This window comes from Pseudomonas lopnurensis (assembly GCF_015070855.1).
GTDB lineage: Bacteria > Pseudomonadota > Gammaproteobacteria > Pseudomonadales > Pseudomonadaceae > Stutzerimonas > Stutzerimonas lopnurensis.
Genome location: NZ_JADDIX010000053.1, coordinates 1 through 26116, shown reverse-complemented (window position 1 = coordinate 26116; position 26116 = coordinate 1). Strand labels below are relative to the sequence as shown.

The window sequence follows — 26116 nt, the reverse complement described above, 5'->3', positions numbered from 1 at the left end:
CATGCGCATGTTCGCTCAGCAAACCCACCTGTTCAAAGATCGCCAACATGCCGGTCAGGAACTGGCCGAGGCCCTGCTGGCCCTGGCGGACGAGCACCCACTGGTCCTCGCCTTGCCGCGTGGTGGCGTGCCGGTGGCGTTCGAGGTCGCCCGGCAGTTGAAGGCCCAGCTGGACCTGGTGCTGGTACGCAAGATCGGCGCCCCGGGTAACGAAGAGCTGGCGCTGGGTGCGGTGGTCGACGGTGCCCAGCCGCAATGGGTGGTCAACCAGGGGCTGCTGCGCCAGCTCAACCCGCCGGAGAGCTGGTTCGACGAGGAAATGCAGCGCCAACTGGTCGAACTGGAGCGCCGCCGTCGACAGTACTGTGGCAATCGGCCGGCACCTGCGGTGGCGGAACGCTGCGTGATCGTGGTGGATGACGGCATCGCCACCGGTGCCACCGTCCGCGCCGCACTCAAGGGCCTCGCGCGGGCCGGCGCCAGGCGCCTGGTACTGGCAACCCCGGTGGGCCCGCGGGAGGTCATCGAAGCCCTGCGCGAGGAAGTGGACGAGCTGGTCTGCCTGGCGATGCCCGAGCCGTTCATCGGCGTCGGGCTGCACTACGCCGACTTCGGACAAACCAGCGACGAAGAGGTCATCGACCTGCTGCAGCGCGCCGCCGAGTTCGTCGAAGCCACCGATTGAAGATCAGGCCACCGGCGCGGGCGGTGGCTGATCCGGCACGGTGGGTTCGCCCGGTTCGCTGGGCAGGTCCGGTACGCCCGGCTCCTCCGGATCGCCGGGCACACCCCCGGCACGCCAGTATCTGCTTTGTGCATTGGTGAAACGAATCGACTGAATGCCCATGCATCGCCCTCCACGGCATTGCCCACGGTTGCGGGCAGGTCTGCAATAGAGGGCGAACGACGCGCTTTCTATCCGGCCTTTGGTCGGACGCTGCGCGAGCGGCACGATGGGTGAGAAAAAAGCCGGTGCGCAGAGCGCAGCCGAAGCATCGACAACCCGCGCCAGGGCGAACGGCTTACCACATCAGATCGTCGGGCACCTGGTAGGCGGCATACGGATCGTCGGCATCCGGCTCTTCGCTGCGAGTATTGAGCTGCACCACACGCTTGGGGTCACGCTCCTGGATCTTCAGCGCGGCCTCGCGCGGAATCACCTCGTAACCGCCGCCGTGGCGGACGATGGCCAGGGAGCCGCTGGCCAGCTTGTCGCGCATCAGCTTGTTGACCGACAGGCGCTTGACCTTCTTGTCGTCGACGAAATTGTAGTAATCGTCGGTGGTCAGCTTGGGCAGGCGGCTGGTTTCGATCAGTTGCTTGATCTGTGCCGCGCGAGCCTTCTGCTCGGCCTTTTCCTGCTGCTGGCGGTTCAGCTCCTGATCGCGCGCGAGCTTCTCGGCCTGCGCTTTCAACGCCGCCTCGCGCTGCGAATCGTCTTTCTCGATCTGGCCCTTCTTTTCCAGGCGTTGTTGCTTCTGCTTCTGCTTGACGGCCTGCTTGGCCTGCTTTTCGTTGACCAGCCCGGCTTTGAGCAACTGGTCACGGAGGGAAAGACTCATGTTTCGGCTCGTCTCGTCGTGAATTCGAATTGGGCGTAGGGTGGATCGCGCTTCATCGATCCACCGAGCGGGATTGTGGTGGATGTGAAAAGCGACATCCACCCTACGAAGCTGCAAGCTGCAAGCTGCAAGCTGCAAGCTGCAAGCTGCAAGCTGCAAGCGAATCAGCATGGCTGCTCGATTCCGCTTCTGCTCGGCTTTTTCTTGCCACTTGTGGCTTGTGGCTTATAACTGCTTCTTGGCCTCCTCCCAGAGCGCATCCAGCTCTTCGAGGTCGCAATCTTCGATGGGCCGCCCCGCTTCGCGCAACGCCTGCTCGATGAAGTGGAAACGTCGCTCGAACTTGCCGTTGGCCGCGCGCAGGGCGCTTTCCGGGTCGACCTTGAGATGGCGCGCCAGGTTGACCACGACGAACAGCAGGTCACCCAGTTCTTCGGCGATGGCCTGCGGGCCGTTCTCGCTCATGGCCTCCAGCACTTCATCCAGCTCCTCGCGCACCTTGTCCACCACCGGCAGCGCCTCAGGCCAGTCGAAACCGACCTGGGCCGCGCGCTTCTGCAGCTTGGCGGCGCGACTCAGCGCCGGCAGCGCAGCGGGCACGTCATCGAGCAGCGACAGCTGCTCGGGCACGGCGGCCTTCTCGGCGCGCTCCTCGGCCTTGATCTCTTCCCAGCGCCGTTTGATCGCCGCCTCGTCGAGCCGCGGCAGTTCGGGCGAGCCGTACAGGTCGCCATCGGGAAACACGTGCGGATGACGGCGGATCAGCTTGCGGGTGATCGCGTCGACCACCGTGGCGAACTCGAACCGCCCCTCTTCCCGCGCCAGCTGGCTGTAGTAGACGACCTGGAACAGCAGATCGCCCAGTTCGCCGGGCAGGTGATCGAAGTCGCCGCTCTCGATGGCATCGGCGACCTCGTACGCCTCCTCCAGCGTGTGCGGCACGATGCTGGCGTAATCCTGCTGCAGGTCCCAGGGGCAGCCGTGCCGCGGATCGCGCAGCCGGGCCATCAGGTGCAGCAGGTCGTTGAGTTGGTACATGGATAGCTCCAAGCGGCAAGTTTCAAGCTGCAAGAAGAGCAGGGAGTGGTTGTCCTGCTTGTCGCTTGCGGCTTGAAGCTTGCTGCTGTCTTTAGATCGTAGGGTGGATGACGCTTCACCCATCCACCGTGACGTGACCGGCGACACCGCCGGCCTTGCGTCTTACGTGGCCCTCTGCCGCTTGGCCTCGATGATATTGGGCAGCTGGGAAATCCGGCTCAGCAGCCGGCCGAGCGCGTTCAGCCCCGGAATCTCGATGGTCAGCGTCATCTGCGCGGTGCTGTCTTCCTTGTTCGAACGGGTGTTCATGGACAGCACGTTGATCCGCTCGTTGAGCAGCATCTGCGAAATGTCGCGCAGCAGGCCGGCGCGGTCGTAGGCGCGGATGCTGATTTCCACCGGGTAGGTCTTCTCCGGCACCGGGCCCCAGCTGACCTGGATGATCCGCTCCGGTTCGCGTCCGGCCAGTTGCAGCACCGACGGACAGTCCTGGCGGTGAATGCTGACGCCACGCCCCTGGGTGATGTAGCCGACGATGGGATCGCCCGGCAGCGGCTGGCAGCAGCCGGCCATCTGCGTCAGCAGGTTGCCCACGCCCTGGATCTGCACGTCGCCGCGCTTGCCCGGCTTGTGCGGCGCCGAACGCCGCGGGATCAGCTCCAGCTGGTCGTAGCCGCGCTCCGGCTCGACCAGTTGCTGGGCCATGTTGACCAGGTGCGCCAGGCGCAGATCGCCGGCACCCAGCGCGGCGAACATGTCCTCGGCGTTCTTCAGGTTGGCCTTTTCAGCCAGCTTGTCGAAATCCACCGGCGGCAGGTCCAGGCGGGCCAGTTCGCGCTCCAGCAGCGCCTTGCCGGCGGCGACGTTCTGGTCGCGCGCCTGCAACTTGAACCAGTGGACGATCTTCGCCCGCGAGCGCGAGGTGGTGATGTAGCCGAGGTTGGGGTTCAGCCAGTCGCGGCTCGGCGAGCCGTGCTTGCTGGTGATGATCTCCACCTGCTCGCCGGTCTGCAGGCTGTAGTTGAGCGGCACGATGCGCCCGTTGACCTTGGCGCCGCGGCAGTTGTGGCCGATCTCGGTGTGCACCCGGTAGGCGAAGTCCAGCGGCGTGGCGCCCTTGGGCAGGTCGATGGCGTGGCCGTCCGGGGTGAACACGTAGACCCGGTCCGGCTCGATGTCGACGCGCAGCTGGTCGGCCAGGCCGCCGATGTCGCCCAGTTCCTCGTGCCATTCGAGCACCTGACGCAACCAGGCGATCTTCTCCTCGTAATGGTCGGAGCCGGAGTTGACGTCGGTGCCCTTGTAGCGCCAGTGCGCACAGACGCCCAGTTCGGCTTCCTCGTGCATGGCGTGGGTGCGGATCTGCACTTCCAGCACCTTGCCCTCGGGGCCGATCACCGCGGTGTGCAGCGAGCGGTAGCCGTTCTCCTTGGGGTTGGCGATGTAGTCGTCGAATTCCTTGGGAATGTGCCGCCAGAGGGTATGCACGATGCCCAGCGCGGTGTAGCAGTCGCGAACTTCGGGGACGAGCACGCGAACGGCGCGAACGTCGTAGATCTGGCTGAATTGCAGGCCTTTCTTCTGCATCTTCCGCCAGATCGAATAGATATGCTTGGCGCGCCCGTCGATCTCCGGCTGGATGCCGGCGGCGGCCAGTTCGTCCTTGAGCTGCTGGACGACGTTGGTGATGTACTGCTCGCGATCGAGCCGGCGCTCGTGCAGCAGCTGGGCGATCTGCTTGTACTGTTCGGGCTCCAGGTAGCGGAAGGACAGGTCCTCCAGCTCCCACTTGATATGGCCGATGCCCAGCCGGTGGGCCAGCGGCGCATAGATGTCGAACACCTCGCGGGCGACGCGCTGGCGCTTCTCGTCGTCGTCATTCTTCACCGCGCGGATCGCGCACGTGCGCTCGGCCAGCTTGATCAAGGCGACGCGCACGTCGTCGACCATCGCCACCAGCATCTTGCGCAGGTTCTCCACCTGCGCCTGGGAGCCGAGCACCAGGGATTCGCGGGGGTTGAGACTGGCGCTGATCGCCGCCATGCGCAGCACGCCCTCGATCAGCTTGGCCACCACCGAACCGAAGCGCTGGTGCACGTCGGCCAGCTTGATCTTGCCTTCGCGCACGCCGCGGTAGATCACCGCCGCCACCAGGCTGTCCTGGTCGAGCTTGAGATCGGCGAGGATTTCCGCGATTTCCAGTCCTATCCGATAGCTGGAGGTGCCTTCGCTCCAGAGATTCTGCGCCGCATTGGCCTGCTGCTCCGCTTCGCGGGCGAACTCGCAGGCATCTTTCAGCGCCGCGCGGTCGAGTGCCGGGTCCATGCCCAGCACATGATCGAGCCAGCCTTCGAGGTTGATACTGCCGTCGGTGTTGATCGGCTGAAGTGCTCTGACCTGTACCATCTAAACCTTCCCTTCTGCGCAGCTAGTGCGCCATAACGCCGGCATTTCTGCGTGCCGGTCGGTTGAACCACAGGCCGATTGCCTGTCAAAAATACAGCCTAGGCCCGCTCGAACAATGCCATCGCCTCGACATGCGCGGTCTGCGGGAACATGTCGAGCACGCCTGCACGCTTCAACCGGTAGCCCTGGGCAACCAGTTCGGCCGCATCGCGGGCCAGGGTCGCCGGATTGCAAGAAACATAGACCACCCGCCGGGCTTCGAGCATCGACATTTGTCGAACGATCTGCAGCGCGCCGTCGCGGGGCGGATCGAGCAGCACCGCGGCGAAACCGTCGCGCGCCCATGGGGCGTCGGCCAGCGGCTTCGACAAGTCGGCCTGGTAAAAGTGCGCATGCTCCAGGCCGTTGCGCTGCGCGTTGTCGCGGGCACGCCCGACCATCGCCTCGACGCCCTCCACGCCGACCACCCGAGCGCCCTGCCGGGCCAGCGGCAGGCTGAAATTGCCCAACCCGCAGAACAGATCCAGCACCCGCTCGCCTGGCGCCGGCGCCAGCCACTCCAGGGCCTGCGCCACCATCGCCTCGTTCACCGGCGCGTTGACCTGGACGAAATCGCCCGGCCGCCAGGCGAGCTCCAGTTGCCATTGCGCGAGGCGATAGCCCAGAAATTGCGCCGGCTCCACGGCCTGCGGCTCGCCCTCGCCCTGTAGCCAGAGTTGCGCCCGGTGCGCCTCGCTGAACGCGGCCAGGCGCGCCAGATCGCTTGCGGGCAAGGTCGCGGTATGCCGAACCAGCAGCGCTTCGGCCGTGCCGCTGAACAACTCCACGTGGCCGATCGCCTGCGGCCTGTCAAACCCACGCAGCATCGCCAGCAGGTCCGGCAGAAGCGACTGCAAGGGCTGTACCAGAACGGGGCACTGCTCGATGGAAACGATCTGCTGACTGGCCGTGGCGCGGAAGCCGATATCCAGCCGCCGGGCCTTCACGTCCCAGCGCACGGCCAGGCGGGCGCGGCGGCGATAGCCCAGTTCCGGCCCGCTGAGCGCAGCGGCCCAGGCTTCGGGTTGCAGGCCGGCGAAGCGTGCCAGCTGCTCGTTCAGGGTGCGCTGCTTCAACTCCAGCTGATCGTCGGCGGCGGCATGCTGCAGGTTGCATCCGCCACACTGGCGGGCGTGAGGACAGGGCTCGGCGCGGCGCTGCGCACTGCCGACGAGCACGCGCTCGCAACGGGCCTCGACGATCTGGCTGCGCGCCGCCAGCACCCGAGCCTCGACCTCCTCGCCCGGCAACGCACCCTCGACGAACCAGGTGCGCCCATCGAGAAAGGCGATGCCGCGGCCGTCGTGGGCCAGCCGCTCGATGCCCAGCCGCTGTTTCTTGCCCGCGGGCACCTGCGGCTTTCGCTCGCCACCACTGGGTTGGAAGCGCAGAGCGCCGCTACGTTTGGCCATCGGTTGGGACCTGCAGGAATTCGCAATACGCTACGCATGCCACGCCCGGGCCGTTCCAGGCCCGGACCATGGCGTGCTCAGTTGGGGACGTCATACACGCCGGTGGAGAGGTAACGATCGCCGCGGTCGCAGATGATCGCGACGATCACCGCATTCTCCAGTTCCTGCGACAACCGCAGCGCGGCCGCCACGGCACCGCCGGAGGACACGCCGCAGAAGATGCCTTCCTCGCGGGCCAGGCGGCGCATGGCCTGCTCCGCTTCGGCCTGGGACATGTCGACGACGCGATCGACCCGCTCGGCCTGGTAGATCTTCGGCAGGTATTCCACCGGCCAGCGACGGATGCCCGGGATCGCCGAGCCCTCCATCGGTTGCAGGCCGACGATCTCGATCGCCGGATTCTGCTCCTTGAGGTAGCGCGACACGCCCATGATGGTCCCGGTGGTGCCCATCGAGCTGACGAAATGGGTGATGCTGCCCCCGGTCTGGCGCCAGATCTCCGGACCGGTGCTGCGGTAGTGGGCCTCGGGGTTGTCGCCATTGGCGAACTGGTCGAGCACCTTGCCGCGCCCTTCGGCCTGCATCTTCAGCGCCAGGTCACGGGCGCCCTCCATGCCTTCGTCCTTGCTCACCAGGATCAGTTCGGCGCCGTAGGCGGTCATCGCCGACTTGCGTTCGGCGCTGGAGTTGTCCGGCATGATCAGGATCATCCGGTAGCCCTTGATCGCCGCGGCCATCGCCAGGGCGATGCCGGTGTTGCCGGACGTGGCCTCGATCAGGGTGTCGCCGGGGTGGATGTCGCCACGCTGCTCGGCACGGTTGATCATCGACAGCGCCGGGCGATCCTTGACCGAGCCGGCCGGGTTGTTGCCCTCGAGCTTGAGCAGGAGGGTGTTGCTGGTTTTGCCGGGCATCCGCTGCAGGCGAACCAGCGGCGTGTTGCCTATGCAATCGGCAATGGTCGGATAATCAATGGTCATGGCGGCGCACGCGTCTGAAAAGGCGAACATGATAACGGCAACCGCCGGCGACGGGCAGACCGTGTAGCCGAAGCGGCCGCATGGATCGGCTCCGAATCGCAGGCCGGGTGCATGTAGGTTGGGTTGAGCGCAGCGAAGCCCAACGCGACGATGCATCAGGCGGCGCATCCGTCACGCCATTGCCTTTCGGCTGCAGGAAGCCCGCGCGCATGGCCTTGGGCTGCGCGGTATGCGCTGTTGGGCTTCCCCGCAATGCGGCTCAACCCAACCTACGCGCCCTGCCCCAACGGCCTGCCGAGAATCTTCGGCGCCGCCTCGACGATCTGTCGCGAAAGATGCTCCATGCGTGGCGACTGTACCTTCCAGGTGTGCCAGTACAGCGCGATGTCCGTCGGCTGGTCCGGCGCCAGATCGACCACCTCGCCCTGGCGCAGCGCATCGTGCAGCAACAGTTCGGGCACCATGCCGTAGCCCAGCCCGTAGCGGATCGCACTGAAATGCGGCTCGGCGCCGGGCACGTAGTGGCAGGGATAGGCGCCTTCGGGCAAGCCCAGGCGGCGCAGCAGAAAGACTGACTGCAGGGTGTCCTTGCGTGTGTAGGCGACCACCGGCGCCTTGCGCGCGGCGTTGCGGGTCAGGCCATTGGCGAAGTGCTGCAGGCGAAAGCCGGCCGAGGCCACCAGGCGATAGCGCATGCTGCCCAGGGGGCTCGCCGTGCAGCCACGCATCGGCTTGGGCTCGGTGCTGATGCAGCCGATCGCCAGGCCGGTCTCCAACAGGCTGTAGGTGTGGTCCTGGTCCTCCACGGTCAGGTCCAGCAATACCCGCTCGCGAATCAGCACCTCGGCCAGCGCCGGGAAGAACCAGGTGCCCAGGCTGTCGGCATTGAGTGCCGCGACCACCACCAGCGGTGCATCGCTGCGCTCGGCCAGGTCGGCGAGCAGGTCCGCTTCCAGCAACGTGGCGCGCTTGAGGTACTGCAGCAGGCGCTGCCCGGTCTCGGTGGGCCGGCACGGGCGGCTGCGCACCACCAGTGCGCTGCCGAGAGCGCTTTCCAGGGCACGGACCCGCTGGGAAATGGCGGGCGGCGTCAGGTGCAGGCGCAGCGCGGCCTGTTCGAAACTGCCGGTGCGGATGACGCAGCGGAAGGCTTCGGTCTGCTTCGGATCGAGATTCATCGCAAGCCGCTCATTAAGAAAATATTTGGATAGCCTAAAAATACTTAGCCATATCAATTCAAGCCAGTGCCTGCCCCATAATCGCGCCCCTTCAAACCGCCCTGCCCTATCACGGAGCAGCGGCCTACCCGGAGACCGACCGCCGTGGAACTGCTGCACATCATCTACCTGATCGCGATCACGGCCGAAGCCATGTCCGGCGCCATCATGGGCATGCGCCGCGGTATGGACCTGTTCGGCATCTGCCTGCTCGGCACCGTGACCGCGCTGGGCGGCGGCACCGCCCGCGACGTGTTGCTCGGCCATTATCCGGTCGGCTGGATCGCGCATCCGGAATACCTCACGTTCACCATTGGTGCAGCGATCGTCACCGGTTTCATCGCCCGCCACCTGCACCATCTGCGCATGGTCTTCCTGCTGGTGGACGGCCTTGGCCTGGTGGCCTTCACCGTGATCGGCTGCGACGTGGCGATGGGCATGGGCGCGCATCCATCCATCGTGGTGCTCGCCGGTGTGATCACCGGCATCTTCGGCGGGCTGCTGCGCGACGTGCTGTGCAACCAGGTGCCGATGGTGCTGCAGCGCGAACTCTACGCCACCGTGGCGCTGTTCACCGGGGTGTTCTACGTGGCGCTGCTGTGGCTGCAGATCAACACTTCGGTCGCCACCCTGCTCGCCCTGGGCAGCGGCTTCCTGTTCCGCGTGCTGGCCATGACCTTTCGCTGGAAACTGCCGGACTTCAACGGCAAGGACATTCGCGGCCTGGATTGAGCGGCGCTGCGTCAAGGCAGCCCAGGGATCGCGCCATGCCTCAAAGCCGAAACAGCACGGGAGGCTGAACGACAGGCGGCCCGAGATTGAGCGAGGATCCGGCGTTCCTTCGTCCAGCTTTCCAGCCTCCAGCGCCTTTATCGAATGGCCGTTGCGGAATGACGCATGGCGCAATTGCCCTGGCGAGACAACCCATGCTGCAGATTCCACCCCGCCGAACCGCTACACTAGCGCGCTGGCAACAGCCCCTCGGGAGTATGGGAACGTGCTGAAAGACCTGGGAATTCGAGGCCGCGTGCTGATACTGACGCTGCTGCCCAGCACCTTGCTGGCGGTGGTGCTGGGTGCCTACTTCACCTGGATGCAGCTGTCCGATCTGCGCCATCAGCTCGACGAACGCGGCCAACTGATCGCCCAGCAACTGGCCCCGCTCGCCGCGCCCGCCATGAACCTGGGCTATGACAAGCGCCTGCAGCGCATCCTGCTGCAGGTGCTGGATCAGGCCGACGTACGCGCGGTGAGCATCCTCGACCCCGAGCGCAATCAGCGCGTGCATGCCGGCCCGCGGATGCTCACGCCGCCGCCGCCCGGCGATCCGGAAGGCCTCACCCACGTCAGCAGCCTGGACCATACGCGCATCCTGATGCCGGTGCTGAGCCGCCACCTGAACCTCGCCGAGGACCCCCGCGGCTCCGGGGAGCAATTGATCGGCTGGCTGGAACTGGAACTCTCGCACCACGGCATGCTGCTGCGCGGCTACCGCAGCCTGCTGACCAGCCTGCTGCTGATCGGTGCCGGCCTGATCATCACCGCGCTGCTGGCACTGCGCATGAGCCGCGCCATCAGCCAGCCGCTGCAGCGCGTGAAAGGCGCCGTCGCGCAACTCAAGGATGGCCATCTCGAGACCCGCCTGCCGCCCCTGGGCAGCCACGAGATGGACGAGCTGGCTTCCGGCATCAACCGCATGGCCGAAGCGCTGCTCAGCGCCCGCGAGGAACTGCAACAGAGCATCGACCAGGCCACCGAGGACGTGCAGCAGAACCTGGAAACCATCGAGATCCAGAACATCGAGCTGGACCTGGCGCGCAAGGAGGCCCTGGAGGCCAGCCGGATCAAGTCCGAATTCCTCGCCAACATGAGCCACGAGATCCGCACGCCGCTCAATGGCATCCTCGGCTTCACCCAGTTGCTGCAGAAGAGCGACCTCACCCCGCGTCAGCAGGACTACCTGGGCACCATCGAAAAGTCCGCCGACAGCCTGCTCGGGATCATCAACGAGATTCTCGACTTCTCCAAGATCGAGGCCGGCAAGCTGGTGCTCGACAGCATTCCCTTCAACCTGCGCGACCTGATCGAGGACACCCTGACCATCCTCGCTCCGGCGGCGCACACCAAACAGCTGGAGCTGGTCAGCCTGGTCTACCGCGATACGCCGCTGTCGCTGGTGGGCGACCCGCTGCGGCTCAAGCAGGTATTGACCAACCTGATCAGCAACGCCATCAAGTTCACCAACGAGGGCACCATCGCCGTCCGCGCCATGGTCGAGGGCGACAACGCCGAGCGCGCGCAGCTGCGCATCAGCGTACAGGACACCGGCATCGGCCTGACCGACCAGGACCTGCGTGCGCTGTTCCAGGCCTTCAGCCAGGCCGACAACTCGCTGTCGCGCCAACCCGGCGGCACCGGCCTGGGCCTGGTCATCTCCAAGCGCCTGATCGAACAGATGGGCGGCGAGATCGGCGTCGACAGCATTCCCGACGAAGGCTCGGAGTTCTGGATCAGCCTGAGCCTGCCCAAGGCCCGCGACGATATCGAAGACCATCCCCACGCAGCCCTGCTGGGTCGCCGCGTCGCCCTGCTGGAGCAGCACCCGCTGGCGCGCCAGGCCCTGCAGCACCAGCTGGAAAGCTGCGGCCTGCAGGTGCAGACATTCGACAGCCTCGACCAGATGCAGCAGGTGATCGATGCCGAGCGCCAGGGCAGCCAACTGATCGACCTGGCGGTGCTTGGCGTCACCAGCCGCGAGATCGAGCCCGAGCAGCTCAGCCAGCGCCTGGCAGAGATCGAAACCCTCGGCTGCAAGTGCGTGGTGCTCTGCCCCACGACCGAACAGGCCCACTATCACGACGCCTTGCCCGACAGCCATACGTACACCCAACTGCAGGGCAAGCCCGCCTGCACCCGCAAGCTGCAGCGCGTGCTGCTGGAACTGGTACGCCCGCAGCTGGCCTATGCCGAACCCGCGCAGCCCGCCCCCAGCCGCGCGGCGCGCGTGCTCTGCGTCGACGACAACCCGGCCAACCTGCTGCTGGTGAAGACCCTGCTCGGCGACATGGGTGCCGAGGTCGTCGCGGTGGACAACGGTCCCGCGGCGCTGGACGCGGTCAAGCAGCACCCCTTCGACCTGGTGCTGATGGATGTGCAGATGCCAGGAATGGACGGCCGGCAGACCACCGAAGCGATCCGCCAGTGGGAGAGCGCCAGCAACAGCGCGCCGCTGCCGATCATCGCGCTCACCGCCCACGCCCTGGCCAACGAGAAGCGCTCGCTGTTGCGAAGCGGCCTCGACGACTATCTGACCAAGCCGATCAGCGAACGCCAGCTCGCCCAGGTGGTGCTGAAATGGACCGGCCTGGCCCTGCGCAGCCAGCCGCAACGCACGCTGGAGCTGTTGCCAGCACCGGAGCAGACCCTCAAGGTACTCGACGAAGAGGAAGGCCTGCGCCTGGCCGCTGGCAAGGCCGATCTCGCCGCCGACATGCTCGGCATGCTACTGCATTCGCTGCAAGGCGACCGCCAGACGATCCGCGAGGCGCGCCAGGCCGGCGACCATCAGGCGCTGCTCGAACGCGTGCACCGCCTGCACGGCGCCACCCGCTATTGCGGCGTGCCGCAGTTGCGCAGCGCCTGCCAGCAGAGCGAAACCCTGCTCAAGCAGAACCATCCCGACAGTGCAGCCGCGCTCGACGAACTGGACGCAGCCATCGGCCGATTGGAGCAGCAAGCCCGCGTCGACAGCTAGTGGACTGTCTTGGCGGTTCGTTTATCCATGCGCTGCCGCGACGCGGGAGAAGTGCAAGAGCCCTTTCGAGCGTAGGCGCCTGGGGGGGGGACGCCTGGTCCTTGCTGGCGATCATCGGCAATGGTGACCGGGATCGCCAGCAAGCCGGCTCCACAACATAATGCCCAGTGAGTTGACAAACTAACCAGACATCACACTAGCCGCCGCGAACGCTCTCCGGCCCGCGCACTTCCTCCTTTTCTACCGAGCCGCCCGTTTCATTCAGGACTCACCCATGCAAGATCGCCCCGCATCCCCCAGGTTTCAGCACGCCGAACTCGACTGGGACGAAAACGGCCAGCCGCAATCGCGCCGCTACGGCGACGTGTATTTCTCCCGCGCCTCGGGCCTGGCGGAAACCGAGCACGTGTTTCTCGCCCAGAACGCGCTGGCGCAGCGCTTCGCCGCGCTGCAGCCGGACCAGCGCCTGGTGATCGGCGAAACCGGCTTCGGCACCGGCCTCAACTTCCTCTGCGCCTGGCAACTGTTCGAGCGCGTCGCCGACAGCCGGGCGCGGCTGCATTTCGTCAGCGTCGAAAAGCATCCATTGACCCGCGACGACCTTGCGCGGGCGCTGGCGCTCTGGCCGGAACTGCAACCCCTGGCCGGGCGGCTGCTGGAGCAGTACGTCGCGGTGCATCCGGGCTTCCAGCGGTTCATCTTCGGGCAAGGCCGGGTGGTGCTGACGCTGCTGGTCGGCGACGTGCTGGAAACCCTGCCGGGCCTGGGCGCGACGGTCGATGCCTGGTTCCTCGACGGCTTCGCCCCGGCGAAGAACCCGGAAATGTGGCAGCCGGCGCTGTTCGCCGAGCTGGCGCGGCTCTCGGCCCCCGGCGCGACCCTGGGCACCTTCACCAGTGCCGGCTTCGTCCGCCGTGGGCTGATCGAGGCCGGCTTCGACATGCAGCGAGTGCCGGGTTTCGGCCACAAGCGGGAGATCCTGCGCGGCCGTTTCGTCGGCGCGCCCGGGAACGACGTCAAGCCCTGGTATGCCCGGCCGGCCTTCGTCTCCCCGGAGCGCCGCGCACTGGTGATCGGCGCCGGCCTCGCCGGCTGCGCCACGGCGGCGTCCCTGGCCGCGCGGGGCTGGCAGGTCACGCTGCTCGAACGGCATGCCGAGGCGGCCCGGGAAGGCTCGGGCAATCCCCAGGGCGTGCTCTACCTCAAGCTCTCGGCCCACGGCACGGCGCTGTCACGGCTGGTCGTCAGCGGCTTCGGTTACACCCGCCGCCTGCTCCGGCATCTGCAGCAGGGCCATGACTGGCAGGCCTGCGGCGTGCTGCAGATCGCCTATGACGACAAGGAGCGGCAACGCCAGGCCGAACTGGCCGGCGCCTTCCCGGCCGCGCTGATGCATCCGCTGGCCCGGGAGCAGGCCGAAGCCCTGGCCGGTGTCGCCCTGCCCGAGGGCGGCCTGTTCTACCCGGAAGCCGGCTGGGCGCACCCGCCGGCGCTCTGCCAGTGGCTGCTGCAGCAGCCGGGCATCGAGCTGCTGCGCCACCACGAAGCGCTCGAACTGCAACGCGACGACGGCAACTGGCAAGCCATGGCCGGCGAGCGGCTGCTGGCGCGGGCGCCGGTGGTGGTCCTGACGGGCGCCGCCGATGCGGCCCGCTTCGAGCACAGCGCCTGGCTGCCGCTCAAGCGCATCCGCGGGCAGATTTCCTGCCTGCCCGCGACGCCGGCAAGCGCCGAGCTGCGCACCGTGCTCTGCGCCAAGGGCTATGTCGCGCCGCCACGCGACGGCAGCCATACCCTCGGCGCCAGCTTCAACTTCCAGCAGACCGACATGGCGCCCAGCGCGGCCGAGCACCAGTCCAACCTGGACATGCTCGAAGAGATTTCCAGCGATCTCTATCGACGCCTGCAGGCCGACCCGCAGCAGACCGCTGCACTGCAGGGACGCGTGGCGTTCCGCTGCACCAGCCCGGACTACCTGCCGCTGATCGGCCCGCTGGCCGATCAGGAACGCTTCGCCGAAACCTACGCGGCATTGAGCAAGAACACCCGACAGGTTCCACAAGCCGAGTGCCCCTGGCTGGACGGGCTCTACGTCAATACCGCGCACGGCTCGCGGGGCATGATCAGCGCCCCGCTGTCCGGCGAATTGCTGGCCGGCTGGCTGGAAGGCGAACCCTTGCCACTGCCGCGCGACGTCGCCGAAGCCTGCCACCCCAACCGCTTCCTGCTGCGCAAGCTGATAAGGGGCGGATAGCAGAGCTGGACGCGTCGTAGGTTCGCTCCGCGCACCGCAAGCGGTGTGCGAAGCACAAAACGAACGTCCAAGACAGTCCATTAGGAAAGGCTCTGTCCGAGTTGGCTGTTGCGGATAGACGTATCCCTGTAGGAGAGGGCGGGGACGCCGAGTCCATGCCCGCGAATATTCCAGCGCGCAAAGCTTCGCGGGCACGGCCCGCTCCTACGGACGTTCAGAACACCTCGACACTCCGAGCGACACGCAACTGGGACAGCGCCTTAGGAAAAGCCTGCCCCTGGGCGGAATGGCTTCCAGCCTGAAGCCGGTTATACTCCCCCCACTATCAACCCAGCCCGTGGAGGCCCCATGAACGCGCTGCCCCTGATCACCCTCGGCCTGCTCGCGTTCGGCGTACACGCCGCATCGGCAACCGACACCGAACGTCTGCGCAGCGAAGCCGCCAACCTGATTCCCGCCTTCCAGCAGCAGTTGCTGGGCACGGTCAAACAGGCGATGGCCGATGGCGGCCCGGCCAGGGCGGTGGAAGCCTGCCAGTTGTTGGCCCCGGGAATTGCCGACCAGCACAGCAAGGCCCCGTGGCAGATCGGTCGCACCGCGCTGAAGGTCCGCAATCCAGACAACGCCCCGGATGCCTGGGAGCGCGCGGTACTCGGGCAGTTCGCCGAGCGTGCCGCCGCCGGCGAGCCGCTGGAGAAACTCGCGCACGGCGAAATCGTCGGCGCCGAATACCGCTACATGCAGGCGATCGGTACCGCCGAAGCCTGCCTGGGCTGCCATGGCGAAAACCTCGAGCCCGAGCTGCTCGGCCTGCTCGACCAGCGGTATCCGCAGGACCGGGCTCGTGGTTTCCGCGAAGGCGATCTGCGCGGCGCGTTCACCCTCAGCCGTACCCTGGCGCCCTGATCGCGATTACACTCCGTGCGACGGGCTCGCCCGTAACGCGCCACCCACCGCTCGTTCCCGCTGCGGAACGCTCCAGACTTCCGGCATGCCCAACCGGGAAGCGATCCAACAATCGACGGAGTAACCAATGCGCCCCGCCCCTCTCCCTTGCCCCGATTCCGCTAGCGAACCCGGATTGGCAAGCGAGCGCTGATGGACATCCTGTTGCTCGAAGCACTGGGCATCGGCCTGATTCTCGGCCTGCTGCTCGGGCTCACCGGCGCCGGCGGATCGCTGGTCGCCCTGCCGCTGCTGCTCAGCCTGCACCTGCCGCTGCGCGACGCCATCGGCGTGAGCCTTGGCGCGGTCGCCATGTCGGCGCTGATCGGCGCGATCCCGCGTGCGTACATGGGCCAGGTTGCCTGGCGCCCGGTGCTGTTGCTGGCCATCTGCGGCCTGCCGGGCAACGCCGCCGGCCAATGGCTGGGCCAGTTCATTGCCGAACGCTGGCTGATCGTCGCCTTCTGCCTGCTGGTGCTCTGGTCGGCCTGGCGCATGTGGCGCGGCGCCGCCCTGCCGGCCAAGGCGAGCGGCGAGGAACGTCCTCTGGCACTGCTCGGCATCGGTGTCGGCGTCGGGCTGCTGTCGGGGCTGATGGGGGTCGGCGGCGGCTTTCTCATCGTCCCGGCGCTGCTCTGGTTCACGCCGCTGCCGCTGCTCAGCGCCATGGCCACCTCGATGGCGGTGATCGCCCTGGTCAGCGGTGGCGGCTTTCTGCTCTACCTCACCGACGCCGAACCACCGCTGCCGTTGCTCGGCGGCCTGGCGGCCGGCGGNGCGGCGCCTTCGGCGTACTCAGCGGCAACCGCTTGGCCCAATACCTCAACAGCGGTCTGCTGCAGCGCCTGTTCGCCCTGATGCTGGTGCTCGTCAGCCTGTCCCTGGGTATCCAGAAGCTGCTGTTGGGGCAGTGATTTCAATGCTGCTCGGGGTCGTCCCAGAACGGCCTGCCGGCTTCGGCTTCGACGTCGGCGCGGCTGCGGCCGATATCCTTGAGCATCGCATTGCTGAGGCCAGCCAGCTGTCGGCGCTGGCGCGACAGCTCGTTCCAGCGGCGCACCCTGAGCCAGATCCGCATCAGCAGTGCCGGCCCCGGCGCTTGCGCGGTTCGCGGCAGGCGCAGCAACCCCTGCATGGCATTTTTCTGCGTATTCATCTCGATACCCTCCGAATTGGATTGGCGCCAGTCTTGCGCCGGGCTTAAGATCAATCCAACGAATGTTCCTGATGCCTTGCATCTCGGAGATTGATGAATGGCCAATTATCCAAGTATCGATACCGAACTGCTGCGCAGCTTCGTCGCCATTGCCGACCACGGCGGCTTCACCCGCGCGGCCGACGTGGTGAACCGCACCCAGTCGGCGGTGAGCATGCAGATGAAGCGCCTGGAGGAGGATGTACTGCAGCGCCCGCTGTTCGAGCGCAGCGGGCGCCAGGTGAGGCTCACCGCGGAGGGCCAGATATTGCTGGGTTACGCGCGGCGCATCCTCAAGCTGCACGGCGAAGTGATGACCACCCTGCGCCAGCCGCACATGGTCGGCGCCGTACGCATCGGCACGCCGGATGACTACGTCATGCGTTTCCTGCCCGGCATCCTCGCGCGCTTCGCCCAGGCCTACCCGCTGGTGCAGGTCGAAGTGCACTGCGAACCATCCAGCCAGCTGCTGCAGCGTCGGGACCTGGATCTCAGCATCGTCACCCGCGAGCCGGGGACCGAGATCGGCCAATTGCTGCGCCAGGAGCACGTCGTCTGGGCCGCAGCTCCAGGGTTTAACCTGCATGAGCAGCGGCCGCTGCCGCTGGCAACCTTCAATACCGACTGTTTCTGTCGTGCCTGGGTGTGCAACGCGCTGGACGCCAGGGAAATCGACTACCGGATCGCCTATACCAGCCCCAGCCTCTCGGCGATCATCGCCGTGGTCGGCGCAGGACTGGCGGTGACCGCGCAGTTGCAGAGCCTGATCACCCCGCAGTTGCAGATTCTCGGCGAAGCGGACGGCCTGCCCGGATTGCCACAGAGCAGCATCGTGCTATTGCGCAACCCGCAGCAGCAGTCGCAGATCAGCGAAACCCTGGCGGACTATATCGTCGACGGCTTCCGCCTGTAGCACGCGACAGCCTAGCGGCCCGCCGCCAGCTCGTCGAAGACTTCCGGCACCAGCGCCGCTTCGCCCTTGTCCACCAGCCGCTGGCGCAGAGCATTGTCGTCCTGGCGACCGTCGAGTATCTCGAGCAGGCGCATGCCGCGCTCGGTGAGGACGAAATTCTCGCCGTTGCCGCCCTGCTCTTCCGGCCGGCTGACGATGAAGCCGCCTTCGAACAACAGGCTCTCGTAGTCGGCGGCCTCGGCACGCAGGCTGTCCAGGTTCGGCAGCGGATGGCCTTCGCTCTCCAGCTGTGCGGCATGCTCCTCGGCATAGCGGCGGGGCTTGAAACTGTCGTTGGCGCCGGTCTGGACTTCATGCAGCAGGCGCTGGATCAGATCCCATTTGTAGCTCATGGCATTTCTCCGGTAACGGTCATCGCCCCGCGAACGAGGCGCCTATGCATACCGACCGTGCGCAGTGCCCGGGGGTTCGCCGCTGAACTAAAGCGGCCGCGGGGCGATCCACCGTTCAGAACGACTGAGCGAGGATCGAGCCCATGAGATTGCTGATGATCACCCTGACCGCCGCCCTGCTGGCCAGCCCGGCCGTCCATGCCGACTGCACGCCGGACGAGATCAACGCCAAGGCCGAGCAGTTGGCCGAACGCGTCAACCAGCTGACCCAGAGCGATCCGCAGCGTGCCGAGGAAATCAACGAGGAAATCCGCCAGATGGAAGCCAAGCGCAGCGCCGATCAGCTCGGCGACGAATGCGAGGCCTACGACAAGCGCCTGAAGCAGATCGAAGAAGCGGAAAAGCAGGCCGACATCCCGCCGGCCGACGGCCAGCGGTAGCGGCTGAGGCCGGGTGCGTCAATCCGCGGCCGGCTTCCTGCGCTTGAGCGGCGCCATGCCGTCCTGGCTGACCACCGGCGACGGTTCGCGCCTGGCATTCTTCGGCCGTTTGGCAGCCGGCTTGGCCTTCTTCTCGACGCCCTTCTTCTTCTCGACCTTTTTCTTCTTGGTCCCGGCGGCCTTGCCGGAGGCCTTCAGGTTCTTCGGTCCCTGGTAGCTGCCCTTGAGGCCCTTGACGACGCGACGCTCGAAGCGCTGCTTGAGGTAGCGCTCGATGCTCGACATCAGGTTCCAGTCGGTGTGGCAGATCAGCGAGATCGCCAGGCCCTCGGCCCCGGCGCGCCCGGTACGGCCGACCCGGTGCACGTACTCGTCGCCGGAACGCGGCATGTCGAAGTTGATCACCAGGTCCATGCCTTCGATATCCAGCCCGCGCGCGGCCACGTCGGTGGCCACCAGCACCTTGACGCCGCCCTGCTTGAGGCGGTCGATGGCCAGCTTGCGCTCCTTCTGGTCCTTCTCGCCGTGCAGCACGAAGACCTTCATGTCGCTGGCCACCAGGTGGCCGTAAAGGCGATCGGCCTGGGCGCGGGTGTTGGTGAAGATCACCGCCTTCTGGTAGGTCTCGTTGGCCAGCAGCCACTGCACCAGTTGCTCCTTGTGCGCCGGATGGTCGGCAGTGATGATCTGCTGACGGGTGCCCTCGTTCAGCTCGCTGACGCGATTGAGCTGCAGGTGCAGCGGATCGCGCAGGACCTTGCCGACCATCTCGCGCAGACCGGCGCCGCCGCTGGTGGCGGAGAACAGCAGGGTCTGCTGGCGCTTGGCGCATTCACCGACCAGCCGCTGCACGTCTTCGGCGAAGCCCATGTCGAGCATGCGATCGGCTTCGTCGAGCACCACGACCTCGACGTCCTTGAGAACCAGGTTGCCGGCATTGAGGTGCTCGATCAGTCGCCCCGGTGTGCCGATCAGCACATCCGGCACCTTGCGCAGCATGGCCGCCTGCACCTTGAAGTCCTCGCCCCCGGTGATCAGTCCGGACTTGATGAAGGTGAACTGCGAGAAGCGCTCGACTTCCTTGAGCGTCTGCTGGGCCAGTTCACGGGTCGGCAGCAGGATCAATGCGCGCACGTCGACCCGTGGCTGGGCATCGCCGATCAGCCGATCGAGCATCGGCAGCACGAAGGCGGCGGTCTTGCCGCTACCGGTCTGGGCCGTCACGCGCAGGTCGCGCCCATCCAGCGCCGGCGGGATCGCCGCCACCTGCACCGGAGTCGGCTCGACGAATTTCAGTTCGGCGACGGCCTTGAGCAGGCGTTCGTGCAGGGCGAATTGGTCAAACAAGGGGAGCTACCTCAAGGATCGAAAAACAATGGCATAGGTTAACCCGTCCGCTAGGGAAAGGCGCGTTCTGTAACCGTCGGCATGTTTTCCCCGGCGGACAACCGTTAAGCTGGGCACGGTCGCCGACATCCCTAGAAGGTGCTGGCCGAGCGACTACTTCGGCTCGCAGCTCAGTTTGATGCGCAGGCGGATCACATCCCGCTTGAACTTGGAGGTCAGCGCCTTGCGCTCGCCGGGCTGCAGCTCCGTGCGCCGCGTGCGCGGCGCTTCCGGCCCGTTGCGAAATACCGCCGTGCACACCGCCGGAGCCTGCCCGTAATTGAGCAGCAGCAACCCGGCGAGGTCGCGATCGATGGATTCCGGCGTAGCGGTGATCTCCGCGCCGTTGAGCTGCTGCTCGAGCTCCACCGGGTAGCTGGCGGCAGTTGCCGCGAGCGGCAGCAAGGCAAGGAACAGGTAACTGAGTCTTTTCATTTCCGGCGGTCTCCTCGAAAGGCGGCCAGCGTAACAGACCCTGGAGACAGGAATGAGCAAGCAATGAAAGTGCCGCGAGTGACCCTGGATCAATGGCGCACCCTGCAGGCCGTCATCGATCACGGCGGGTTCGCCCAGGCGGCCGAGGCGCTGCATCGTTCGCAGTCTTCGGTCAGCTATACCGTCGCCCGCATGCAGGAACAGCTCGGCGTCCCGCTGCTGCGCATCGATGGTCGCAAGGCCGTGCTCACCGAGGCGGGCGAAGTGCTGCTGCGCCGCTCCCGGCAACTGGTGATCCAGGCCAGCCAGCTGGAGGAACTGGCGCACCATATGGAACAGGGCTGGGAGGCCGAGGTCCGGCTGGTGGTGGACGCCGCCTACCCCAGTGCCAAGCTGATCCGCGCACTCACCGAGTTCATGCCGAAAAGCCGTGGTTGCAGGGTGCGCCTGCGCGAGGAAGTGCTGTCCGGGGTCGAGGAGGTGCTCAAGGACGGCACCGCCGACCTCGCCATCAGCGGCCTGGACATCACCGGCTATCTGGGCAGCGAGCTCGGCACCGTGGAATTCGTCGCCGTGGCGCATGCGCAGCATTCGCTGCACCAGCTCGGCCGCAAGCTGAGCGTCCTGGATCTGCAGAGCCAGATGCAGATCGTGGTACGCGATACCGGCCTGCGGCAACCGCGCGATGCCGGCTGGCTGGGCGCGGAACAACGCTGGACGGTCGGCAGCCTGGCCACTTCCGTGGCGTTCGTCAGCAGCGGCCTGGGCTTCGCCTGGCTGCCGCGGCACATGATCGAGCGCGAACTGGCCGAAGGCGTACTGAAGCCGCTGCCACTGGTCCAGGGCAGCATTCGCCGGCCGCTGTTCTATCTCTACACCAACCACGACAAACCGCTCGGCCCGGCGACCCGGATTCTCATCGAGCTGATCAGGACGTACGATGCCGGGCAGTCCAGGAACGCTATGCCCGGCTGACCCGCCGCGCACCAGCCACCTGACCCCAGCGAACAGATCCCCTCGACACCAGGAAAAGACACCATGTTGAAACGCATCGCCCTCGCCGCCTGCTCCGTTCTGTTGGCCGGCAACCTGCTGGCAGCGGAAAATCCCCACGTCCTGCTGACGACCAGCCTCGGTGAGATCGAGATCGAACTGGAGGCGGAGAAAGCCCCCATCAGCGTCGAGAACTTCCTCGGCTACGTGGACAGCGGCTTCTACGACGACACCGTGTTCCACCGCGTGATCCCCGGCTTCATGATCCAGGGCGGCGGCTTCGGCGAAGGGCTGAACCAGAAACCGACCAAGGCACCGATCAAGAACGAGGCCGACAACGGCCTGCACAACGTGCGCGGCACCCTCGCCATGGCCCGGACCCAGAACGTCAACTCGGCGACCAGCCAGTTCTTCATCAACCATCGCGACAATGACTTCCTCGACCATGGCACCCGTGACTTCGGCTACGCGGTGTTCGGCAAGGTGGTGCGCGGCATGGAAGTGGTCGACCAGATCGCCCAGGTGCCGACCGGCAACCGCAGCATGATGCAGAACGTCCCGCTGACGCCGGTCAAGATCCTTTCCGCGAAGAAGCTTTAATCCTCTGAGGGCCGGCGCCGCCGGCCTTTCCGCCGCTTGAATCGCGGCGCCGCCGAAACCCGCTCCTCACGCCCCTACCTGCCGATACGGCAGCGCCGCCCGCGCCGATTCGGCATAGGCCAGCACGCCAGCGCGCTCCTGCAGGAGAAAATCCGCCACCGCCGCGCGCAGCCCGGGATGCGCCAGGTAATGCCAGGAACGGGTGATCACCGGCTCGAAGCCGCGGATCAGCTTGTGCTCGCCCTGGGCGCCGGCATCGAAGAATTGCAGATCATCGGCGATGGCCTGCTCGATGCCCTGGTAGAAGCAGGTCTCGAAGTGCAGGCGATCGAATTCGGCCAGGCAACCCCAATAGCGACCATACAGGCCGTTGCCATTGCGCAGGCTGAAGGCCATCGCCACCGGCCGTGACCCCTGCCGCGCCAGCACCACGCGAATCGCCTGCGGCATGCGCTCGGCCAGCAGGCTGAAGAACCCGCGCGTCAGATAGGGCGCCTGCCCGCGCACATGATAGGTATTGGCGTAGCAGGCATGGACGAAATCCCACTCCGCCTCGTCGAGCTGATGGCCTTCGCGCCAGTCGAACGCGACGCCCTGCCCCGCCACCTGTTCACGCTCCTTGCGCAACTGCTTGCGCTTGCGCGAGGTGAGCGCATCGAGGAAATCCTGGAAGTCGCGATAGCCGCGGTTGTGCCAGTGGAACTGGCAGCCGATTCGCTCCAGCCAACCGTCCCGACCGGCCAGCACCGCATCGGCCCGCGGCTCGGTGAAATTCACGTGCAGCCCGGAAAGCCCCTGCGCCTGCAGCCCCTCGACCAGCAGGTCGAGCAGCCGAGCGGCCGCCTGCACGTCGCCCAGCAGCCGATCACCGCTCACCGGCGTGAACGGCACCGCGCACAGCAGCTTCGGATAATAGCGGATGCCAGCGCGCTGGCAGGCGTCGGCCCAGGCCCAGTCGAATACGTATTCGCCGTAGGAATGACTCTTGCGATACAGCGGCAAAGCGGCGACCAGCGCGCCCTGCTCGTCGCGCAGCAACCTGTGTTCGGGCCGCCAACCACTACGCCCGCCGACACTGCCGCTCTCTTCGAGTGTGGCCAGGAAGGCGTGACGCAGGAAGGGTTGCGAATCGGCAAGCAGCGCATCCCAGTGTTCAGGGGCGACTTCGGCGAGGCGGGTAATCGTCTGGATAGGCATGCCCGCCAGTCTGCCTCGGCAGTGCGACGAAAAAAAGCAAAAAAAACCCGCCGAAAGGCGGGATAAAGGAGCATGCATCCGGGAATTTACCGGGGGCAGATGACGGCGGCGTTACCGTCGCCATCCGGCTCGCCGGGGTCACCTGACCAGCGTTAGATCTACTGCTTCGCCCACTCCAGGAAAGCCTTCCGGCTTTCTGGGCTGAGCATCAACCACAGTTGCTGCAGCGTGTTCAGGGTCGCATCACTGTGAGGGAGGGTCTGCGAAGGCACGGCCGCTCTGGACGGAACGGGCACCGCGGCACTGGCCGCAGCGGCCTGGGCACCATTCAGCGGCTCGACCGTGGACTGCGTGTAGCTGGTGGAACTGCCGACCAGCAACTGGTTCACGGCGGACGTCGGCTCAGCCCCCACCTGCGTCTCGATACGCTCACCGGTGCGCTGATTCGTTGACCACCCGGCAAAGGAATCCTTCATGGCCCGAGCCTCCTGCAGGTTGGCCGGTTCGTCGTACTCCAGCTTCCAGACGTCACCCGCACGACCGTTCAGGCGATACAGCGCACTGCGCGTGCGGACGATTTCGTGACTGAGGCCGCCGCCGATATCGAAGCCGTTCTTGTAATAGGCATTGATCCGGTACTCGCCCGGCTGCAGATGCAGCGTTTTGTTCGCGGTACCGAAGGACGAGTTGGCCAACGGCACTTCCTGGCCGTTGATGTCCAATACTTCCAGAGTGCTGGGTATTTCCACTACCACAACTTGCGTCCTGGGCAGTTCGGAGCCGGAATACAACTTCACATGGGATTGCTGCGCACAACCCGATAACAGGCCAACAATGGCGACCCATAAAATACGACGCATGGAAACTCCTTGGACACGATCAGCGAATGGGCTGGTTGCACGAACCGGAATGGCCGCTCTGTCTAGTGGCCTGCTTGGCCAGTTCAGTTAGTCAATTTCGGCGCTCAGGGCTCCGATACGGCGTTGCTGCTCCTTGCCATAGCCCGCTATGACTCGTCGCAGCGCCTTGTCTCAGAACCCTGATCATCCGAACTTGAGTTAACCAACTAACCGCACAGGCCACTAGTTACAACCGGATAGCAAGCATAAGAACAAATTATTTCAACGTAATGACAAAAGAGCCGGAATACTCGCAAGGGAGTATCCCGGCTCGGTATTTCCGATTTCGAAATTAGAAATCGTAGCGCAGACCCACGGAGAAACCGGAGGCTTCTTCGCCGAGAGCGCCGTCGGGAGTGGCGGAACGCGCCTGGCTCCAAGGCGTCAGGGCCACGTTGTCATCGTTGTCGAGCACCGCGTAGTTGGCATAGACGCGAACGGCCTTGTCCAGCTTGTGCTCTACGCCGATTACCCACATGTCGGCATCGTAGTCCCTGGCGTCCGAATCGCGGGTCATCCACATGGCCTTGAGAGCCGTGTCGGAGGTGATCTTGTACTCGCCGCCCAGACCGTAGGTGTCAGAACTCAGCTGATCACGCAGGGCCTCGGAAGTACCTTCGAAGCCATCGTAATCGACGGTCTGGTAGAAACCGACGAGCTTGAAGGCGTCAGTCAGCTTGTAGGCGGCGGCGGCACGGATACCATCCCGCTCACCACGGCCGGTGTCTTCCTCGATAGCCTCATAGGCCAGCGATGCCTCGAGCGGGCCTCCGGCATAGTTCAGCGCCATGCTGATGCCGTCGGAATCCTGATCTTCCTCGACCCACTGCCCTTCGTGGACGGAATAGGCGAGCACTGCGTTGAAGCCGCTGAAATTCGGAGTGGTGTACTGGACCGTGTTGTCATAACGCTCGTCGAAGCGAGCATTGCCGACACGGGTCAGGTTGCGCATGTCGCCGACCTGATCGCCGAACAGGTTGGCCGGACCGCGAGCCACCTTGAACGGGCTGTCGAAACGACCCAGTTGCACGGCACCGAAATTTCCGCCCAGCCCCACGAAGGTGTCGCGAGTAGCGAAATCGGTACTGTTTCCATCCCCACTACCGGTGGTGAAGTTGATCTGCTGTTCGATCTGGAAGAACGCTTTCAGATCGGGATTGATCTGATGGTCGCCTTTGAAGCCCAGGCGCGAAGAGTTACTGGAAATGTTGGTTTCGGAGTAGTCGTCACCGTCGTCCAGGAAGTCAGTGGAGACGTGCACGCGACCATAGATATTGACTTCCGCCGCAGCCAAAGCAGGCATGACGGCTGCAGCACTTACAACAATCGCAATCAACTTCTTCTTCATCATCAGAAAGCTCCAGAGCTCCATTGGGTTTTGTATAACGTCGTCCTGCAAATGACGTAAGGGTTGGCTGTTTCGGTCGAAGCGGAGTATGGAAATCGAATGTGACAGAACGCTTTCTGGATTATGAAAATTTAAAGTCGAAGGAACTTTCCGTTAAAAAACAGAAAAGCCGAAAGGCGGCGATGGAAAACGCAGGAGCCCGGTTCAAGTACCGACACCAGGCATCAGCAGAAGAAAAAATTTAAAATGTGCGACAAGGCACAGAATGGCGGCCTTTATTTTATCTTCGCCAATATCAACGGGCGAAGGGACCTGCTTGCGCGGGCTCATGCGCCCAGTTCGGCGCCTTTCTCGCAAGCAGTCTGGAGCGATAGCGTGACGGATGACGCTAGTGGACTGTCTTGGAAGTTCGTTTATTCATACGTTGCCTCGACTCGGGAAAAGCGCAAGAGCCTTTCGAGCGCAAAAGCTTGGGAACACCCAGTCCTTGCTGGCGATCCCGACCACCATCGCCGGATCGCCAGCAAGCTGGCTCCTACAACATAATGCTCAGTGAGTTAACAAACTAACCAAACAGGCCACTAGCGGCCTCGCGCACGCTCCGCGGGCCGCCGCGCTCCTGCCACCAGCTTGTCCACCGCCTTGGCCGCGGCCGCCATGCCGAAGCTGGCGGTGACCATGGTCACCGCGCCAAAGCCGCCGGCGCAGTCG

The 26116-nt window shown here is 65.4% G+C and carries 24 protein-coding genes and 2 pseudogenes; 10 read left to right on the top strand and 16 right to left on the bottom strand.

Features of this window, described 5'->3' with window-relative positions; genetic code table 11:
* Position 1: 1 nt before the first annotated feature.
* Positions 2 to 685, top strand: a complete 684-nt coding sequence (locus IN820_RS09890) for a phosphoribosyltransferase (protein ID WP_193680813.1) — start codon at positions 2 to 4, stop codon at positions 683 to 685.
* A 3-nt stretch (positions 686 to 688) separates the two neighbouring features.
* Here the strand turns inward: IN820_RS09890 and IN820_RS09885 are convergent, their stop codons facing one another.
* The 7 genes from IN820_RS09885 to IN820_RS09855 form a co-directional block, all read right to left on the bottom strand.
* Positions 689 to 847 (bottom strand): hypothetical protein, encoded by a 159-nt coding sequence (locus tag IN820_RS09885; protein WP_193680812.1) that lies wholly within the window; start codon positions 845 to 847, stop codon positions 689 to 691.
* 175 nt (positions 848 to 1022) lie between these two features.
* The gene (locus IN820_RS09880; RefSeq protein WP_193680811.1) at positions 1023 to 1562 is read right to left on the bottom strand and encodes a DUF2058 domain-containing protein; all 540 of its coding nucleotides are present in this window, start codon (positions 1560 to 1562) and stop codon (positions 1023 to 1025) included.
* Between the two features lie 225 nt (positions 1563 to 1787).
* Entirely contained in the window at positions 1788 to 2600 is an 813-nt protein-coding gene (mazG, locus tag IN820_RS09875; RefSeq protein ID WP_193680810.1) for a nucleoside triphosphate pyrophosphohydrolase, read from the bottom strand.
* A 162-nt stretch (positions 2601 to 2762) separates the two neighbouring features.
* On the bottom strand, positions 2763 to 5006 hold the full coding sequence (relA, locus tag IN820_RS09870; RefSeq protein ID WP_193680809.1) for a GTP diphosphokinase: 2244 nt from the start codon (positions 5004 to 5006) through the stop codon (positions 2763 to 2765).
* Between the two features lie 98 nt (positions 5007 to 5104).
* Complete coding sequence (gene rlmD / locus IN820_RS09865) at positions 5105 to 6457, bottom strand: 23S rRNA (uracil(1939)-C(5))-methyltransferase RlmD (protein WP_193680808.1); 1353 nt, start codon at positions 6455 to 6457, stop codon at positions 5105 to 5107.
* A 77-nt stretch (positions 6458 to 6534) separates the two neighbouring features.
* Complete coding sequence (gene cysM, locus IN820_RS09860) at positions 6535 to 7437, bottom strand: cysteine synthase CysM (RefSeq protein WP_193680807.1); 903 nt, start codon at positions 7435 to 7437, stop codon at positions 6535 to 6537.
* 269 nt (positions 7438 to 7706) lie between these two features.
* Complete coding sequence (locus tag IN820_RS09855) at positions 7707 to 8615, bottom strand: HTH-type transcriptional regulator ArgP (RefSeq protein WP_193680806.1); 909 nt, start codon at positions 8613 to 8615, stop codon at positions 7707 to 7709.
* A 144-nt stretch (positions 8616 to 8759) separates the two neighbouring features.
* Between IN820_RS09855 and IN820_RS09850 the strand changes: the two genes are divergently transcribed.
* From IN820_RS09850 to IN820_RS09830, 5 genes and pseudogenes are all read left to right on the top strand, one after another.
* Positions 8760 to 9386 (top strand): trimeric intracellular cation channel family protein, encoded by a 627-nt coding sequence (locus tag IN820_RS09850; protein ID WP_193680805.1) that lies wholly within the window; start codon positions 8760 to 8762, stop codon positions 9384 to 9386.
* 265 nt (positions 9387 to 9651) lie between these two features.
* A complete protein-coding gene (locus IN820_RS09845) occupies positions 9652 to 12408 on the top strand; it encodes a response regulator (protein ID WP_193680804.1) in 2757 nt (918 codons plus the stop codon).
* A 274-nt stretch (positions 12409 to 12682) separates the two neighbouring features.
* Entirely contained in the window at positions 12683 to 14662 is a 1980-nt protein-coding gene (mnmC, locus tag IN820_RS09840; RefSeq protein ID WP_193680803.1) for a bifunctional tRNA (5-methylaminomethyl-2-thiouridine)(34)-methyltransferase MnmD/FAD-dependent 5-carboxymethylaminomethyl-2-thiouridine(34) oxidoreductase MnmC, read from the top strand.
* 348 nt (positions 14663 to 15010) lie between these two features.
* Positions 15011 to 15568 (top strand): Tll0287-like domain-containing protein, encoded by a 558-nt coding sequence (locus IN820_RS09835; protein ID WP_193680802.1) that lies wholly within the window; start codon positions 15011 to 15013, stop codon positions 15566 to 15568.
* 192 nt (positions 15569 to 15760) lie between these two features.
* Positions 15761 to 16521: pseudogene (locus tag IN820_RS09830) on the top strand (sulfite exporter TauE/SafE family protein).
* 2 nt (positions 16522 to 16523) lie between these two features.
* Here the strand turns inward: IN820_RS09830 and IN820_RS09825 are convergent.
* Positions 16524 to 16763 (bottom strand): DUF1127 domain-containing protein, encoded by a 240-nt coding sequence (locus IN820_RS09825; RefSeq protein WP_193680801.1) that lies wholly within the window; start codon positions 16761 to 16763, stop codon positions 16524 to 16526.
* A 97-nt stretch (positions 16764 to 16860) separates the two neighbouring features.
* On the opposite strand from IN820_RS09825, the gene IN820_RS09820 reads away from it, so the two are divergent.
* The gene (locus IN820_RS09820) at positions 16861 to 17715 is read left to right on the top strand and encodes a LysR substrate-binding domain-containing protein (RefSeq protein ID WP_193680800.1); all 855 of its coding nucleotides are present in this window, start codon (positions 16861 to 16863) and stop codon (positions 17713 to 17715) included.
* An 11-nt stretch (positions 17716 to 17726) separates the two neighbouring features.
* Here IN820_RS09820 and IN820_RS09815 read toward each other — a convergent pair whose 3' ends face one another.
* A complete protein-coding gene (locus IN820_RS09815) occupies positions 17727 to 18107 on the bottom strand; it encodes a transcriptional regulator (RefSeq protein ID WP_193680799.1) in 381 nt (126 codons plus the stop codon).
* Positions 18108 to 18250: 143 nt separating this feature from the next.
* Between IN820_RS09815 and IN820_RS09810 the strand changes: the two genes are divergently transcribed.
* On the top strand, positions 18251 to 18547 hold the full coding sequence (locus tag IN820_RS09810) for a hypothetical protein (RefSeq protein WP_193680798.1): 297 nt from the start codon (positions 18251 to 18253) through the stop codon (positions 18545 to 18547).
* An 18-nt stretch (positions 18548 to 18565) separates the two neighbouring features.
* Here IN820_RS09810 and IN820_RS09805 read toward each other — a convergent pair whose 3' ends face one another.
* Both IN820_RS09805 and IN820_RS09800 read right to left on the bottom strand, forming a co-directional pair.
* On the bottom strand, positions 18566 to 19894 hold the full coding sequence (locus tag IN820_RS09805) for a DEAD/DEAH box helicase (RefSeq protein WP_193680797.1): 1329 nt from the start codon (positions 19892 to 19894) through the stop codon (positions 18566 to 18568).
* Between the two features lie 153 nt (positions 19895 to 20047).
* A complete protein-coding gene (locus IN820_RS09800; protein ID WP_193680796.1) occupies positions 20048 to 20368 on the bottom strand; it encodes a 3-phosphoglycerate kinase in 321 nt (106 codons plus the stop codon).
* 63 nt (positions 20369 to 20431) lie between these two features.
* Here IN820_RS09800 and IN820_RS09795 point away from each other — a divergent pair, with 63 nt between their 5' ends.
* Positions 20432 to 21343 (top strand): LysR family transcriptional regulator, encoded by a 912-nt coding sequence (locus IN820_RS09795; protein WP_193680795.1) that lies wholly within the window; start codon positions 20432 to 20434, stop codon positions 21341 to 21343.
* Positions 21344 to 21406: 63 nt separating this feature from the next.
* Positions 21407 to 21961: a peptidylprolyl isomerase gene (locus IN820_RS09790; RefSeq protein ID WP_193680794.1), complete on the top strand. Its 555-nt coding sequence runs from the start codon at positions 21407 to 21409 to the stop codon at positions 21959 to 21961.
* 66 nt (positions 21962 to 22027) lie between these two features.
* Here the strand turns inward: IN820_RS09790 and IN820_RS09785 are convergent, their stop codons facing one another.
* The 5 genes and pseudogenes from IN820_RS09785 to IN820_RS22590 form a co-directional block, all read right to left on the bottom strand.
* Positions 22028 to 23158 (bottom strand): GNAT family N-acetyltransferase, encoded by a 1131-nt coding sequence (locus IN820_RS09785; RefSeq protein WP_193680793.1) that lies wholly within the window; start codon positions 23156 to 23158, stop codon positions 22028 to 22030.
* Between the two features lie 158 nt (positions 23159 to 23316).
* Entirely contained in the window at positions 23317 to 24018 is a 702-nt protein-coding gene (locus IN820_RS09780) for a DUF2057 family protein (RefSeq protein ID WP_193680792.1), read from the bottom strand.
* A 331-nt stretch (positions 24019 to 24349) separates the two neighbouring features.
* Complete coding sequence (locus IN820_RS09775) at positions 24350 to 25408, bottom strand: porin (protein ID WP_235989119.1); 1059 nt, start codon at positions 25406 to 25408, stop codon at positions 24350 to 24352.
* A 201-nt stretch (positions 25409 to 25609) separates the two neighbouring features.
* Positions 25610 to 25735, bottom strand: coding sequence for a hypothetical protein (locus IN820_RS22780; RefSeq protein ID WP_268939444.1), 126 nt, complete (start codon positions 25733 to 25735; stop codon positions 25610 to 25612).
* A 251-nt stretch (positions 25736 to 25986) separates the two neighbouring features.
* A pseudogene (locus IN820_RS22590) lies at positions 25987 to 26116 on the bottom strand (tRNA threonylcarbamoyladenosine dehydratase); the annotation flags it as partial.